The organism is Sporolactobacillus sp. Y61 (assembly GCF_040529185.1).
Lineage (GTDB): Bacteria > Bacillota > Bacilli > Bacillales > Sporolactobacillaceae > Sporolactobacillus.
This window is the reverse complement of sequence record NZ_CP159510.1, coordinates 1,836,209-1,850,738: the sequence shown is the minus strand read 5'-3', so window position 1 is coordinate 1,850,738 and position 14,530 is coordinate 1,836,209. Positions and strand designations below refer to the sequence as shown.

At 46.9% G+C, this 14,530-nt stretch carries 16 protein-coding genes, 1 pseudogene and 1 riboswitch; of the genes and pseudogenes, 7 read left to right on the top strand and 10 right to left on the bottom strand.

Annotation, left to right across the window (positions count from 1 at the left end):
• Positions 1-30 precede the first annotated feature (30 nt).
• From ABNN70_RS08780 to menB, 3 genes are all read right to left on the bottom strand, one after another.
• Positions 31-348 carry a hypothetical protein gene (locus ABNN70_RS08780; RefSeq protein ID WP_353947573.1) on the bottom strand — a complete coding sequence of 106 codons (318 nt, stop codon included), beginning with the start codon at positions 346-348 and terminating at the stop codon, positions 31-33.
• Between the two features lie 69 nt (positions 349-417).
• Positions 418-1,920, bottom strand: coding sequence for an o-succinylbenzoate--CoA ligase (locus tag ABNN70_RS08775; protein WP_129929728.1), 1,503 nt, complete (start codon positions 1,918-1,920; stop codon positions 418-420).
• Positions 1,921-1,937: 17 nt separating this feature from the next.
• Entirely contained in the window at positions 1,938-2,759 is an 822-nt protein-coding gene (gene menB / locus ABNN70_RS08770; protein ID WP_129929729.1) for a 1,4-dihydroxy-2-naphthoyl-CoA synthase, read from the bottom strand.
• Positions 2,760-2,972: 213 nt separating this feature from the next.
• Between menB and fabL the strand changes: the two genes are divergently transcribed.
• The gene (fabL, locus tag ABNN70_RS08765; protein ID WP_353947572.1) at positions 2,973-3,728 is read left to right on the top strand and encodes an enoyl-[acyl-carrier-protein] reductase FabL; all 756 of its coding nucleotides are present in this window, start codon (positions 2,973-2,975) and stop codon (positions 3,726-3,728) included.
• A 77-nt stretch (positions 3,729-3,805) separates the two neighbouring features.
• Here fabL and ABNN70_RS08760 read toward each other — a convergent pair whose 3' ends face one another.
• Positions 3,806-4,360 (bottom strand): superoxide dismutase family protein, encoded by a 555-nt coding sequence (locus ABNN70_RS08760; RefSeq protein WP_240697315.1) that lies wholly within the window; start codon positions 4,358-4,360, stop codon positions 3,806-3,808.
• 130 nt (positions 4,361-4,490) lie between these two features.
• Between ABNN70_RS08760 and mscL the strand changes: the two genes are divergently transcribed.
• Together mscL and ABNN70_RS08750 are read left to right on the top strand one after the other, a co-directional pair.
• On the top strand, positions 4,491-4,958 hold the full coding sequence (gene mscL / locus ABNN70_RS08755) for a large conductance mechanosensitive channel protein MscL (protein ID WP_353949414.1): 468 nt from the start codon (positions 4,491-4,493) through the stop codon (positions 4,956-4,958).
• Positions 4,959-5,094: 136 nt separating this feature from the next.
• Positions 5,095-5,379, top strand: coding sequence for a hypothetical protein (locus ABNN70_RS08750; RefSeq protein ID WP_353947571.1), 285 nt, complete (start codon positions 5,095-5,097; stop codon positions 5,377-5,379).
• Here ABNN70_RS08750 and ABNN70_RS08745 read toward each other — a convergent pair.
• Complete coding sequence (locus tag ABNN70_RS08745; RefSeq protein WP_353947570.1) at positions 5,374-5,877, bottom strand: 8-oxo-dGTP diphosphatase; 504 nt, start codon at positions 5,875-5,877, stop codon at positions 5,374-5,376. The genes ABNN70_RS08750 and ABNN70_RS08745 overlap by 6 nt on opposite strands.
• 159 nt (positions 5,878-6,036) lie before the next feature.
• Here ABNN70_RS08745 and ABNN70_RS08740 point away from each other — a divergent pair.
• From ABNN70_RS08740 to ABNN70_RS08730, 3 genes and pseudogenes are all read left to right on the top strand, one after another.
• A pseudogene (locus tag ABNN70_RS08740) lies at positions 6,037-6,255 on the top strand (PC4/YdbC family ssDNA-binding protein); the annotation flags it as partial.
• Between the two features lie 429 nt (positions 6,256-6,684).
• Positions 6,685-7,599 (top strand): 1,4-dihydroxy-2-naphthoate polyprenyltransferase, encoded by a 915-nt coding sequence (locus tag ABNN70_RS08735; RefSeq protein ID WP_353947569.1) that lies wholly within the window; start codon positions 6,685-6,687, stop codon positions 7,597-7,599.
• A 100-nt stretch (positions 7,600-7,699) separates the two neighbouring features.
• A riboswitch (FMN riboswitch) is annotated at positions 7,700-7,830 on the top strand.
• 219 nt (positions 7,831-8,049) lie between these two features.
• The gene (locus ABNN70_RS08730; RefSeq protein WP_129929737.1) at positions 8,050-8,658 is read left to right on the top strand and encodes an ECF transporter S component; all 609 of its coding nucleotides are present in this window, start codon (positions 8,050-8,052) and stop codon (positions 8,656-8,658) included.
• 82 nt (positions 8,659-8,740) lie between these two features.
• Here the strand turns inward: ABNN70_RS08730 and ABNN70_RS08725 are convergent, their stop codons facing one another.
• A complete protein-coding gene (locus ABNN70_RS08725; protein ID WP_129929747.1) occupies positions 8,741-8,836 on the bottom strand; it encodes a YjcZ family sporulation protein in 96 nt (31 codons plus the stop codon).
• Positions 8,837-8,925: 89 nt separating this feature from the next.
• A complete protein-coding gene (locus tag ABNN70_RS08720; protein ID WP_129929738.1) occupies positions 8,926-9,456 on the bottom strand; it encodes an acyl-CoA thioesterase in 531 nt (176 codons plus the stop codon).
• Positions 9,457-9,751: 295 nt separating this feature from the next.
• On the opposite strand from ABNN70_RS08720, the gene ABNN70_RS08715 reads away from it, so the two are divergent.
• Positions 9,752-10,741: a 3D domain-containing protein gene (locus tag ABNN70_RS08715; protein ID WP_353947568.1), complete on the top strand. Its 990-nt coding sequence runs from the start codon at positions 9,752-9,754 to the stop codon at positions 10,739-10,741.
• A 101-nt stretch (positions 10,742-10,842) separates the two neighbouring features.
• Here the strand turns inward: ABNN70_RS08715 and ABNN70_RS08710 are convergent, their stop codons facing one another.
• The 3 genes from ABNN70_RS08710 to ABNN70_RS08700 form a co-directional block, all read right to left on the bottom strand.
• Positions 10,843-11,943 (bottom strand): D-alanine--D-alanine ligase, encoded by a 1,101-nt coding sequence (locus tag ABNN70_RS08710; protein WP_353947567.1) that lies wholly within the window; start codon positions 11,941-11,943, stop codon positions 10,843-10,845.
• A 94-nt stretch (positions 11,944-12,037) separates the two neighbouring features.
• Positions 12,038-13,303, bottom strand: coding sequence for a M48 family metallopeptidase (locus tag ABNN70_RS08705; protein ID WP_353947566.1), 1,266 nt, complete (start codon positions 13,301-13,303; stop codon positions 12,038-12,040).
• Between the two features lie 110 nt (positions 13,304-13,413).
• On the bottom strand, positions 13,414-14,403 hold the full coding sequence (locus ABNN70_RS08700) for a lipoate--protein ligase (protein ID WP_353947565.1): 990 nt from the start codon (positions 14,401-14,403) through the stop codon (positions 13,414-13,416).
• Between the last annotated feature and the right edge of the window lie 127 nt (positions 14,404-14,530).

Genomic DNA, 14,530 nt, shown 5'->3' with positions numbered 1-14,530 from the left:
AAAAGCATGGACAAGAGCACACGCTTCTGTTCATGCTTTTTCTTTTTTAATGAACATCATGAATTTATACAGGTTGTCACGTACGAGATAATTCGTCTGCTGAATCTGACGTGAAAGCTTCCGGACTTTTTCTTTCTTTTTGAAAAAATCCAGCTGCATGTTTGATATTTTCTCGGTCAGTTCATTTTTCTCAATGACGATTTTTTCCGCCTGGCGACGCAGGCGTTCACTCGTTCTGGAAATTTTAGCCAATGACCCCTTCATTTGTCTGGCCGTTCTTGAAGCTGAAACAAAAAAGCCAATGACCGCTGCGACAACCAGTATCAGGCTTAAGTAGACAATAATCATCATGCACGCCTCTTTTCGGATCGATCACTCCATGGTGTACCCTCTGCTCTTATCATACCCTAACCGGCGTTATAGATCATATTTTGTGTGTAAATTTTCCGGTAAAAACTGCGCCAGTTTCCTTCTCAATAATTTTCTCGAGGCATTCCGCGGCATGGCGTCAACCCGAATAACCCGGACAGGGATCTTGTAGCGGGCGAGCCTGCCTGCGCAGAAGCGGAGTATCTCTTCTTCAGTAATGTGCTGTTCGTTTTTGGCTATGGTGACAAAGGCACAGGGGACTTCTCCCCATTTTTCATCCTTTACACCGATGACACCGGCTTCTTTAATAGCAGGATGACTCATAAGGACAGATTCGATTTCCGCCGGATAAACGTTCTCTCCACCGGATATAATCAAATCACAGCGCCGGTCCAGGACATACAGAAAACCATCGCTGTCCAGATACCCGATATCACCTGTATGCAGCCATCCGTTCGTAAAGGCACGTTCGGTTGCCGCCGGGCGCCGCCAGTAACCTTTTGTCACATTCGGACCCCGCACAAGGATCTCACCGGGCGACCCGGAATCAGACTGGGCCGGGCGGTCAATGCGTACCTCACCGGGAAAAAGGGGTTTACCTGCTGATCCGATTTTCGAAAACATATATTCAGGGGACAAAGTAACCATTTGCGAAGCCGTTTCTGTCAGTCCGTATGTCTGATATACGGGGACGTGTTTTGTCTCACACCGGCGCAGAAGGGGAAGCGGCGCCGGTCCGCCTCCGAGCAGCATGCAGCGAAACGGTCCGGGATAATTTTTATCCTGCAGATCATCAAGCATGCGCCTGAGCATGTTCGAGACAACAGACATCATCGTCACCCCGTTAAAGCAGATCTGCCGGTTGGCTTCCTGCGGATCAAACTTTTTGCGCAGAACAACCGTCATCCCGTAAATCAGATTTTTCATCAGAATCGATAGGCCGCTGACGTGGAAAAGCGGCACACAAGAGAGCCATTTATCGGACCGTTCCAGGCCGAGATTCAGTGCTGAACCGACTGCACTCCACCAGTGATTACCACAGGTCAGAACAACGCCTTTCGGATGACCGGTAGTCCCCGAGGTATAAATGATCGTGCATGGGGCGCTCATATCCATTTCACCTGGCACTTCTCCGGCTGCTTCACGCGCGTTCATGATGTCTGACTTATTTATAAATGGGATCGAATTTTTCCTGGCGACGGCGATTCCCGCCGCTTCACAAGCCTGATCACTGATCACTTTTTTTGCCTCACTGTCCTCAGCCTGCCAGCTCAGTTCATCCACACTCAGTCGGATATTAAGTGGAACAGCGACGGCTCCGATCATCGCAAGGGCATGATAGAGACGGACGAGATCAAGTGTATTTTCACCGAGGAGAGCAATAGGATCCCCTTTTTGGATTCCAAGAGCCAAAAGGCGCCGTGCGATACCGGTAACCTGGCTGCACAGCGTTTTAAAGGTCATGTCCCCGTCTTCCGTTTCGAAAGCAATCCGATCAGGTGTCAGACGGGCGCGCTGAATCAGCCAGTTCGGCATTTTCAACTCATTCATGACTGATCATCACCTTATCAGGGAAACTTTGGAAATCTGCTGAAATCCGGGTCACGTTTTTCTTTAAAAGCGTCACGGCCTTCTTTTGCCTCATCGGTTGTGTAATAAAGCAGCGTGGCATCCCCGCCCAGCTGCTGCAGTCCGGCCAGGCCATCTGTGTCGGCATTAAATGAAGCTTTGAGGAACCGCAGCGCAGTTGCGCTTTTTGACAGCATTTCCTTTGCCCACTTAATTGTTTCATCCTCCAGATGTTCGAGCGGAACGACTGCATTCACGAGTCCCATGTCCAGCGCCTGCTGCGCATTATATTGACGGCACAGAAACCAGATTTCACGGGCCTTCTTCTGGCCGACTATACGCGCCAGTAACCCTGCACCGTAACCGGCATCAAAACTTCCGACTTTCGGTCCTGTCTGGCCGAATACGGCGTTATCCGCAGCAATGGTCAGATCACAGACCACCTGAAGGACATTTCCTCCACCTATGGCATACCCGGCAACCATGGCAATCACAGGCTTCGGGATAATCCGGATCAGGTGCTGCAGATCAAGAACGTTCAGGCGCGGCACATGATCACTTCCGACATATCCGCCATTTCCCCGGACCTTCTGATCACCGCCTGAACAGAATGCTAACGTCCCCGCACCAGTCAGGATGACTACACCGATACTTGAATCATCTCTGGCGCGTGAGAAGGCGTCAATCATTTCCATGACTGTTTTTGGTGTAAACGCGTTTCTTACCTGAGGACGATTAATCGTTATTTTGGCAATGCCTTCATACCGTTCAAAAATGATCTCATCATAAGGCTCGATGACCTTCCATTCAACAGAGGACATGTTAAAGAGACTTCCTTTCTGACAATAAAAGTATGTATGCGTTTCCGTGATTTCCCGCACATCACAGTTTATTTTATCACACGACAGATCATCAGTCAGAATCAAGGCTCACCACCGGTACTTTTCGCGTCTGAAATCAAAAAAGATCATACCGGTCTTGCCCGGTTTTCATCCGTTTTGCTATACTGTATGGGATAAAAAGGGGGATCTGAGTTGGGGAAAAAAGTAGCCTTGATCACCGGTGGGACAAGAGGTATCGGCAAAGCCATTGCTGAAAAATTTGCGCAGAACGGGTACACCCTTGTACTTAATTATGCACGGAAGGCCTCTAACGCTGAAAAAACGAAACAGGATATTGAAGAAAAATATGGAACAGAAGTGAAAACATGTAAAGCAAATGTCGGTGAAGTGGGTCAGATTCAGCAATTATTTAAATCGACGGAAGAAGCTTTCGGGAGACTGGACGTCTTTATCAACAATGCCGCTTCAGGTGTCCAGCGCCCGCTTATGGAAATACAGGAAAAACACTGGGACTGGACACAGGACATCAATGCCAAAGCCTACCTTTTTGCCGCACAGCAGGCCGCAAAGCTGATGCAAAAATCAGGGGGCGGACACATTGTCGCCCTTTCCAGTCTCGGCGCCGTACGTGCCCTGCCCAATTATGCCGTTGTCGGTGTTTCAAAAGCGGCTGTCGAAGCGATCACACGCTATCTGGCCGTTGCTCTGGCACCGATGAATATCACGGTAAACACGGTTTCCGGTGGTGCTGTGGATACAGACGCACTGAAACACTTCCCTAACAGGGCGGAACTGCTGGAACAGGCAGCAAAACGCAATCCTGCCGGCCGTATTGTGCAGCCTGAGGATCTGGCGGAAGCCGTTTATTTTCTCTGCACCCCTGCCGCGTTTATGATCCGCGGGCAGACCATTACGGTCGATGGTGGTCTGTCCCTCCTTGCCGAATAATACACCATCAGAAAAAAGGAAGAGGCTTAAGTCCTCTTCCTTTTTTTCGGTCATCATCCAAACCCGATCTGCCAACATTAACGGATCACGCCGCAGATAACACGTTTTCCGGAGTTTCCCGCAGGATCTGTTTTCTGATCATCCCCTGATTCATGAATAATCAGGGCTGAACCATCAGCATCCCTGAGTGAGTTCGCCTTTCCTTCTTCCAGTGTCACCATGGGATTAAAAATAACTGTTTTTACCCGGCCCTGACTGTCGGCAAAAATATTCGGCATATCGCCTGCATGCGGGCCAAGAGGATTTTTTAATCCATGTTTTTTATGTTCCGGATTAAAGTGTTCACCGGCAGACATAAAGTCCGGAGGCGAGCAAATGCCGTTTTCATGGAAATGGATGCCATGTATCCCCGGTTTCAGCTTTTCGGCCTGGAGGGCAATTCTGACCCCTTTTGCTGTTTCCGTTAAGATGGCTTCCCCAACCTGCTCTCCAGAGGAATCGGTCAGCTGGACAATCAGTCTCTGATTTTTTTGTTCTTTAGCACTTACGCGGTCACCTGACTGGTTTCCATAAGCTGCTGCGACAAGAATCACGACCGTACACACGATATAAAAAAATCTTCCGAAGTTCAATTTGGATCGACCTCCCGGATATATCATGCTCAGAATACGTCATTTTACTCATTACAGCCCTTTTCAACCGGGAAAAATGATGCTATCCTTTCGATGAACTTGAAATAGAAACGGGGGGAACCGAATGAAAATATTCAGGGAATTTAAAAGTTTTATCGCACGGGGGAATGTGATCGATTTAGCTGTTGCGGTCATTATTGGCGCGGCATTCGGGCAAATTGTCAACTCGCTGGTAAAGGATATTGTGATGCCGCCGATCGGACTCCTGCTCGGCAAGGTGGATTTCAGCAATCTGTATATCAATCTCTCCGGGAAAACCTACAGCAGCCTGGATGCGGCTCAAAAGGCCGGAGCACCGACGATCAACTATGGTTTATTTATTAACAATGTCATCAATTTTCTGATTATCGCTGCAGTCATTTTCTTTATGGTCAGGCTCATTAACCGCACACCCCTAAAAAAGCCGGTCTCACCGAAGACAAAACTGTGTCCTTACTGTCTTTCTTCCATACCTGCCAAGGCCACAAGATGCCCGCACTGTACGTCTCAGCTCCCTGAACAGTCTGAACGGTCTGAACATGCAGCCGGTCAAAAATAAAAATAGCAAATCTGAGGCAGCAGTCCTGTCATCACGGGCTGCTGCCACTTTAACAGGTTCTTAAAAATTCACTACAAAATAATCCAGAATTATGTATAATGAGTGATGCACGATATGTATGGGAGGCAAGTGAGCCATGTCTTTGCAGGATGATCTGATCATGATGACCGGCATTCTCCTGATTATTGCCGGAATCGTCCTGATTCTGAAAAAAAGAAAATGCACCTTACCTTCTCTTCTTAAGCGACGCCTGCGGCTTCCCTCAAGATTTTTTGCTACGCTCGGCATTATTTTACTTCTTGCCGGTACTGCTCTGATCATCTCTCCTCTGCTCATCGTTAATATGGGACTCGATTTCTGGATTGTGTTTTTTCTGGGTGTCCTCGCCTGTCTGATGCTGCTGATCATGTTTTTTTTATAATTCTCTATTCTTTATGGATTGCGGAACCGGTCGTATTTCCGTGTGAACCAGCTGGTTTCCGTTAAACACACAGTGGTAGTTTTTCGGCTGACAATGATCTATGTCGAGAGCATCCCGCATGAAACTGAATAAGGAAGGCACCGTCCCGAAATTATCCTTTGACAGGATCCATTGCTCTGTCTTCCATTCAAGTATCCCCTCTCTGGTCCTCAGTGGTGTATGAAGCGCCGCAGCATCCACTGCGCGAACGACAAACAGATACATTCCCTCCAGTTTCTCACTGTCAGCGTTCCATGTGACGATGCCCCGGTATAACGGGTGAGTGACCTGAAGGCCTGTTTCTTCCCGGATTTCACGGATCACGCATTGTTCCGGCGTCTCTGTCGGCTCAAGCTTCCCGCCGACGCCGTTCCATGCACCCTGCCACGGATTTTTTTCCCGGTTAATCATGAGTATCTTCCCTTTATACTGAATCAGAGCAAGTGTATAGCGCAGCATATGTATCCCCTCTAATGATTGACATGATCTTTTTCTTATCATTATAACAAAATGCGACCTGAAGACTTTATTTATTTATCCGAACCCTTGACAGAACGCTTGTTCCCGTTTATGATGATTATAGAACATTTGTTCTATATCTAATAATGAGGTGATCGTATGTCAGAATCAGAACAAAGAATTACATGTCACATTGTCGAACATTTCGGTGTTCTGTCAAAAGAGCCTTCCGGATGGACTCGGGAATTTAATCTGGTCAGCTGGAATAACCGTGAAGCAAAATACGATATCAGAAGCTGGTCAGCCGACAAGAAAAAAATGAGAAGAGGCATTACCCTGACCGGTGTTGAATGTGATGCGCTCCGGACACTGCTCAATGTCCGGTTTCCCCGGCCACGGATACCGGCATCTTCTGAACCGGGAACTCCCCATCCCTCAGTAAAGTCCTGACTCTTTTTTTGCCCCCACCCTGTACCCGTGCAGTCCTTCCGACAGGACCATCATTAAAAGCAGAAATGCTGCGTATGTACTTCAGGATTGACAGTACCTTACTAATCTCATAAACTAAAATTGTTACAAAAATGTCGAATTCGTGACCCTTTTGTCTCATCATTTCATTTTAACATTTATCGGGTGCTGTCAGCCGCCCGATGATATAGCTGCATGACGCAGGAGCACCACATGCGCTGAACGGCGGGCTCATTCGAGCTGTGCGTTACAGGCCATATCCTTCTGGTTGTGGCAGCTGATCGTCTGTCAGCCAATCTTCCTGCCCTTTCTGGCATCTTATTATAGGAGAGATCAAATATGAATGGATCCGTTTTGGAGAAGAATACAGGTTTTAAAAAATGGTGGAAGATGATCCGCCCGCATACCCTGACGGCTTCCTTTGTTCCCGTCGCACTCGGTACGGCACTGGTTCTGCCCATAAGAATTCCCAATTTTTTACTTTTTATCGCCATGTTAATTGCTTCCATGATGATCCAGATTGCAACCAATCTGTTCAATGAGTATTTTGATTTTAAAAGAGGCCTGGATGATTCCAGCTCAGTCGGCATTGGCGGCAGTATTGTTCGTGATGGATTCCGGCCAAAGACGATCCTTTATCTCGCGCTCAGTCTGTGCGCCGCTTCCATGCTGATCGGGGTTTATATCTGTATGAAAAGCAACTGGTGGATTGCCGCCGCCGGGTCGGTTTGTATTCTCACCGGCTACCTTTATTCCGGCGGACCGTTACCGATCGCCTATACCCCCTTTGGAGAAATGATCTCGGGCTTATTTATGGGTATCTTTATCATCTGGATCTCTTTCTTCATCCAAACGGATATGCTGACACTGAACACGGTCCTTATCTCCATTCCGATCGGCCTTCTCGTCGGGGGAATTAATATGGCGAATAACATTCGTGATTTATCCCGGGATAAGGAAAAGGGTCGAAAAACCCTGCCTGTTCTGCTCGGACGGCCGGCTGCCATTCGTGTACTCGCTTCCCTGTTTGTGATTTCTTATCTGTGGATCATCGGATTAATGGTCTTCCAGGTTGAATCAGCCTGGCTTCTGGTTGTTTTCGCCAGCCTTCCGAAAGCCATTCAGGCGACAAAGTTGTTTCGTGGAAAGACACGTTCTATTCAGCTGATGCCGGCCATGAAAGCTACGGCACAGATGCAGACACTCTTTGGCATCCTGCTCTCGGTCGGACTTGTACTGGATTATGTGATCTGACAACGGATCAGGGAGTTCAGATCAGGATTCGTATTTATGTGAAAAAAAGTCTTGATGAATACGCTTAACGGGTGTAAAATGTATGTGTAAATTGAATCAAATATTCCTTCAGGGCAGGGTGTGATTCCCGACCGGCGGTATTGGATTTAAACGTCCAGAGTCCGCGAGCCTTTTGGCAGATCCGGTGAGATGCCGGGACCGACAGTACAGTCTGGATGAAAGAAGGATGATGTGACGGCGCATTTTCCGCCTTCTATTCAGCGTTGAACAGCGAAGCGTGATGACAGGTCTGTCGTGCGCTCAGTGATATCAGCGAAGCCCAAAGGAATTTACTTATCCTTTGGGCTTCTTTATTTTTACCGGCTTTTAAATAACCGCTGAACCGATGGTTGTATCCTGATAGAAACTCACCGCACACATCATCCCAATACTATCATGGGGTGATCTATTATGAAGGCTTTATCTTTGAAGAAAATGGTTCTGGTGTCACTGCTTGCAGCTCTGGGTTTCCTGATTATGCTGATCGCTTTTCCTGTGCCGCTTTTCCCTGTTTTTCTGACCATGGATTTCAGCGATATACCTGCGTTGATTGGTGCCATCATACTCGGACCCGGGGCCGGTATTGCTATTGAAGCCATTAAAAATATTCTCCACGTGTTACTGACCGGATCACTGACAGTCGTACCTGTCGGTGAATTGGCCAATTTTACTGCCGGCTCGATATTAATTCTCGTTACCTGGTGGTTTTACAAGAAAAAGCATACACTCTTCTCACTTGCCGAGGGTATGCTTGTCGGCACACTGATCATGACCATACTGATGGCCCTTGCCAATTATTACCTTATCTTTCCTGCTTATGCTGTCTTTCTTGGACTGAGTATAGACAGTGCCGTACAGATGTCCCAGGCAGCCAACCACAACATTCAGAACCTGATGACATTAATTGTTTATGGAGTCGCACCTTTTAATCTGCTCAAAGGTGTAGTTCTGACCCTGTTAATGATCCCGCTCGGTGCACGCTTAAAACATTTTATTCAGAGAAAGCATACAGCTGCCTGATCTGTTCCTGACGAAAAACAGCCGCGGACTAAAAAAAGTCCGCGGCTGTTTTTATTACCGGTTCATCTTGTCGGCCTGCTTATTAATAAACGAATGCCGTACCAACAATGATCAGCAAAATGAACAGAACAACGATTAACGCAAAACCGTTGCTGTAACCGCCGGAAGTTGCACCCATATCGTCACTCGCCCCTTTATTCCGTATTTTGAGCAGTTTTCCCCACTCAACAGTACATTCTATGCAGGTCACTCCTAAAGGTGTGGACATCAGATATTGTTCATCTCACGGTCCCAGGGTTTGTCCAGTGTCAGCTTTGAAGCAAATTTTTTCGTTTCCAGACGTCTTTCCTTCCTGCGCAAATAGCGCTTTTCGGCTGACTTAAAGAGCATCCGTTCTTCTTCACTTTCCGGTATGACTTTAGGTACAGGAACCGGTTTTCCATTTTTACCGATAGCAACAAACGTAAGATAGCACGTGGTACACAATTTACGTTCACCGGTCATTAAATCTTCAGTAACAATTTTCACGAATACTTCCATGGACGTATGGTGCGTCCATGTCACCATCGCTTCGAGGCAGACAGACGAACCTGCTTTTATGGGGTGGAGAAAATCCACAGAATCTATCGATGCGGTGACCACCGATTGCCGCGCATGGCGCATGGCCGATACAGCTCCGATATTATCAACATACATCATCAGTTTTCCGCCGAAAAATGTGCCATGATTATTTGTATCGTTCGGCATGACGTGTACAGAAGTAACCGAACGTGATGCATTCATTTTTTTCGCTTCCACCTTGTTATCCCCCTGGTAGTTAATTTATACGATCTGTATTCTGTCCTTCTCTAGTTTAGAGCAAATTATTTTTTTTACAAATTGAGAGCACTTCATGATACCCGTCAGGGAGACAAATATGTAAATATTTTTATCATAAATTTGAGAAAACATATTGACAAATCCAAAAAAACTTATCTCATTGTTACAGAACTGTAATCTGACTAATACACGTCTGAGATGTTGAGCCCTTACAATTACCGTTGGATGCAAAACAGGCTATCCTGTTTTGCCCGCCTAAGGAGGTTTTTACTTAATGAATATCATTAAAAGGCTGACCGCGCTGACAACCCTGACGGTGTTTTTCGGTATTCTTGCACCGACAACGATTGCCTTCGCGAAAACGAGCAGTACAAATGATAGTCACGCTGTAAAAAGTCAAGATCCTGAACTCAAAACAGCAGTAGGATTCAGTCAGAATGATCCGAGTTTACAACCAGATAGTAACAGTATCACCAGAATATTCGGAAATAGTTTGTTGCAATTGGGAGACAGCGGTCCTTCCGTTGCAGAGATTCAGGATACACTTCGCTTACTGGGTTATTATGGAGGAGAAGTGAATGGCGTATTTGGGGAATTGACAGCAGATGCCGTGAAGCACTTCCAGTCAAACCAGCACATCGCTGAGAACGGACTGGTTGGCCCAAATACAAAAACAGCACTGTATACCGTGTACTCTTCGTCCGATGAAGCCAGTGCATACAAAGCAAGAGCCGCTGAAATGAAACAGGAAGAAAAGGCTGCTGCTGAGAGAAAAGCTAAAGCAGAAGCCAAAGCAAAGGCCAAAGCAAAAGCTGAGGCAAAGGCTGAGGCAAAGGAAAAAGCAAGAAAAGCTGCCGAAGCCGCAGCTATTGCGGACCGTGAGAAAGAACAGGCTGCCAGAAAACCGGTGAAGCCTGTTAAGGTCACTAAGGTCACGAAAGCAACTCATAAAGCAGCGAAAAAAGCGCCTGCGCCTCAGAGGCAGGCTGGTTCATCCATTACGGTTACAGCAACAAGCTATGCGCTCGGCGGCATATCGGCCACGGGTATTAACTTCTCAGATAACCCGAATGCAAAAGTCATTGCGGTTGATCCAGGCGTCATTCCACTCGGTTCGCGGGTCAAAGTACCGGGTTATGGTATCTATACTGCCGGAGATACAGGGGGAAATATTAAAGGAAAAAGAATCGATATCCATCTTCCGACCCGGCAGCAGGCCCTCCAATTCGGGCGTCGGACAATGACCATTCAGATTCTGCATTAATATGCGTTTTAAAAAGCGATGAGCCCTTCGGCTCATCGCTTTTTTTTCACTATCTTACGGCAAATTCAGGCTTCCGGCGTTTGCCGGTGACCAGGTTTTCTTTACTTATCGATCCGATACTGTATGGTTTGTTTTTCCCTGTGTCTCTCCAAACCGAGATCAATCAGTTTTTCAATCAGCTGTCTGTAAGAAACGCCGGTATGTTTCCACAGCAGGGGAAACATACTGAACTGAGTAAATCCCGGCATTGTATTGACTTCATTCAGAATAATTTTATGGTCTTTATCCCTGACAAAGACGTCAACACGTGCAAGGCCTGACAGATTCAAAGCCATAAATGCCCGCCTGGCCACATCTTCAAGTTCTGCTACCACTTTATCGGGAAGATCAGCTGGGATGATCAAGGTGCTTTTACCTTCCTGATATTTTGACTGATAATCGTAAAATGCCGCGTCTTTCGTGATAATTTCACCGGGAACGGACACAGACAGGTCATGATTACCAATCACACCGCATTCAATCTCACGACCACTTACCTTTTCCTCAACGATGACTTTCGTATCGAACCTGAAAGCATCGGTAATCGCAGCGGATATTCCGGTCTCACTCAGGCACTGGCTGATGCCGACGCTTGAGCCGCAGTTCGCCGGCTTAATAAAGCATGGATACCCGATTGAATTCTTGATCTCAAGAATAACCGAAGGAGCGTCGTTCTCCCACTGATAGCGGGAAACAGACAGATAATCAGGTCCGGGAATCTGATGGGTCTTAAGGATATCCTTCATCATGACTTTATCCATGCCTGTCGCTGATCCGGCAACGCCTGAGCCGACATAGGCAATATTCAGTAACTCAAACAGTCCCTGAACGGTACCGTCTTCACCATTGGGACCGTGCAGCAGTGGAAAAACAATATCGGGCTGATTTACCTTTGCAATGGGAGCGGACGGAGCCAGCCAGTGTTCAGACTGCTCTTCCAGCTGTGCATTTTCATTCAGGAGCAGCTGATCCTTACTCGTTAACTGCTTCGTAATCTCCGAACCCGCTACCCACTGACCGTTCTGCCTGATATGAACCGGGAAAATTCTATATTTACTTCGGTCCATGGCATTAATCACAGAGAAAGCGGTCAGAAGTGATATTTCATATTCAGTTGACTTCCCGCCATAGAGCACGGCGACTTTCTTTTTTTCATTCGTCATTATGAATGCCTCAATTCTCTTTCTGATTCCAGCGGATCTTATATACCCGCCGCTTTTTAGTTTAGCATAAACCATCATCAGTGGAGGAATTTTTTCATTCTTTATCTTTAAGATTCACCTGCTCCAGATATTGGAAGCGCTCAAGCATGGTCGGGTGATCATACTGGATCCATTTGACAAGTGCAGGTGGATTGATTTCCGCCAGACTGGCAGAAGAAATCTTCTGAAAGGATGAAATAGCGGCTTCCCGGTCACCGGTCAGATGGATGGCGTAGCTGTCAGCTGAACGCTCAAACTGTCTTGAAATGGCACCCTGTACCGGTTCAAAAGCAAAGGACAGAACTGAAAATATGAGTAAGACAAGCGGCAAAGCAGCAATATCTCCCGGATGGTTAAGATTGAGCCTGGCTCCCCATTTCTGCACCGCCCAGAGCAGAAATTTTGCTGCGAGGATTAAACCAACCAGCAAACCGGCAAGTGCAGCTGTGACTGCCCACACAATGTGATGCATGACGTAATGGGCCATTTCATGGGCCATAATAAACAGCACTTCCGGGGGACTCAATTGCCTGATCGTCGTATCCCAGAGCACAATCCTCAAATGAGAGCCCAGCCCGTTCACATAGGCGTTCATTGCATTCGTTTCACTGGACATATCTACCTCATAGACATCATCTGCAGGAATTTGGGCACGTGCGGCCAGTTGCAGAATCTCCTGCTTCAGCCTGCCATCCTGAAGGCTCTGAAAATGATTGTACAGCGGATCAATGACCACCGGCTGGATATAGATCAGAAAAACAACAAACGGAACAGCCAGCAGCCAGACGGGCAGCCACCAGTTTGCCGGATATCTGCGAATAAAAAAGAAAACGGCAGTCAGTGCAAAAAAGCCGATCAGGCTGTCAACCGCCAGACTGATCCCCTGATCTCTCAGCCAGTCGTAAAAAGGCTGAACAGAAATGCCATAGTGCCGAGAAATTTGATAGGAAATCAGGTCTGCCGGGAGAAAAACAATGGCGCCTACAAGGGACAGGGCGGCGAAGCCGATGAGCATCTGAATGAGAAAATGGCCGGTTATTCTTTCAGAACGGTTTCTCAGCCACACAGAGAAACCGCTGATCAGAACAAACAGATAGACACCCCACTCCAGCGGAATCAGGGCAAAAGATATAAAGTGCCGCAGGGCATTGTAGTTCAGGCTTTCCGTGATGCGGTCTTTACTCATAAACTGCGCCGGATCCGCAGGTGTTCCCTTTGCTTCTGCGGGGATCCCTGTTTTCGCCCATAAGAAAAAGTAGACACCGATGGCGATGAGATAGATCAGATAGATCAGGATGAATCCCCGGACAACCTTTTTCAAGATGAACCCTCCTTTTAGGGTTATGGGATCTTCAGTCTTCCGGTCCCCGAAAGGACTGGCCATTCTTATTCTAGTTTGTCCCCGGACTGTTTAGAACAGGCGCTCATCCCTCAGATCAGAACAGACAAGAGTTCCTCCTCACTGATTCTTCCGAAGTATTTGTGTACGTCCACACCATTTAACTTTTCTTCAATAGCCTTCCGGTCATATTTTGTGCCGACGAGAAGCTTCTCAATGTCCGTTACATCACCCGCACCAAAGAAGTCACCATAAATCGTCATTTTCTCAACCACACTTTTTTTCACATTCATTCTCAGGTCAATCCGCCCGCCGGGAAAGCGTTTTGCCTTTTGAACATTAAATTCAGGAGATTTGCCATAAACCCAATCCCAGTTTCTATAACGCTTATTGGCAATATCAACAATGTTTGTCCAGTCTTCGTCCGTAATCTGATATTCCGGAATTTTTTCCTGACCTTCAAAAATATAGTGAAGCAAGGTTTCACGGAATTGCTGAATTGTCATATCCTTCGTCAGATGCTCACGGATATTGGTGACCCGGCTTCGTACGGATTTGATCCCCTTTGATTCATATTTTGCCGCATCGGGATGGAGCGCTTTTGAAACATGATCCAGATTAACATCAAAAAGCAGCGTACCATGACTGAAAATACGCCCCTGAGTGACAAATTGCGCATTCCCCGATATTTTTTTACCATCAAGCGTCAGGTCATTTCTTCCTTCAAGCCGGGCTTCGACACCCATATAATGTAGAGCCCGAATAACGGGTTCTGTAAATTTACGATAATTGTTAAAGCTGTCTCCGTCGTCTTTGGCGATAAAGCTGAAACTTAAATTGCCCGGATCGTTATACACAGCTCCTCCACCTGAAAGCCTCCGGGTTACCGTGACCTTATTCGCCCGAATATAATCCCTGTTGATTTCTTCAGCCGTATTCTGATTGCGTCCGACAATAACAGTCGGTGCCATGCGATAGAACATCAGGTACGTCTCATTGATATCCAGATATTTTAATGCATATTCCTCCAACGCAAAATTCAATGTCTGGTCAAGAACATCCCGATTATTAATGTAAATCATGAAAAGTCCCCCAAAAAAGTTGTCACATCACTCCTTTCATTCTAAAGTGCCTTCAGTCTGCCGTCCAGGCGCAGGTACCGGTATTCACCTGTGCTAAAATTAATTTTATTCACGGCTTCACGATACG

Coding starts and splice junctions, on each gene's coding strand:
- ABNN70_RS08780 (WP_353947573.1), bottom strand. CDS start 348: ATGATTATTGTCTACTTAAGCCTGATACTGGTTGTCGCAGCGGTCATT.
- ABNN70_RS08775 (WP_129929728.1), bottom strand. CDS start 1,920: ATGAATGAGTTGAAAATGCCGAACTGGCTGATTCAGCGCGCCCGTCTG.
- menB (WP_129929729.1), bottom strand. CDS start 2,759: ATGTCCTCTGTTGAATGGAAGGTCATCGAGCCTTATGATGAGATCATT.
- ABNN70_RS08750 (WP_353947571.1), top strand. CDS start 5,095: ATGTCTTTGCAGGATGATCTGATCATGATGACCGGCATTCTCCTGATT.
- ABNN70_RS08745 (WP_353947570.1), bottom strand. CDS start 5,877: ATGCTGCGCTATACACTTGCTCTGATTCAGTATAAAGGGAAGATACTC.
- ABNN70_RS08735 (WP_353947569.1), top strand. CDS start 6,685: ATGAATGGATCCGTTTTGGAGAAGAATACAGGTTTTAAAAAATGGTGG.
- ABNN70_RS08730 (WP_129929737.1), top strand. CDS start 8,050: ATGAAGGCTTTATCTTTGAAGAAAATGGTTCTGGTGTCACTGCTTGCA.
- ABNN70_RS08725 (WP_129929747.1), bottom strand. CDS start 8,836: ATGGGTGCAACTTCCGGCGGTTACAGCAACGGTTTTGCGTTAATCGTT.
- ABNN70_RS08715 (WP_353947568.1), top strand. CDS start 9,752: ATGAATATCATTAAAAGGCTGACCGCGCTGACAACCCTGACGGTGTTT.
- ABNN70_RS08710 (WP_353947567.1), bottom strand. CDS start 11,943: ATGACGAATGAAAAAAAGAAAGTCGCCGTGCTCTATGGCGGGAAGTCA.
- ABNN70_RS08700 (WP_353947565.1), bottom strand. CDS start 14,403: ATGATTTACATTAATAATCGGGATGTTCTTGACCAGACATTGAATTTT.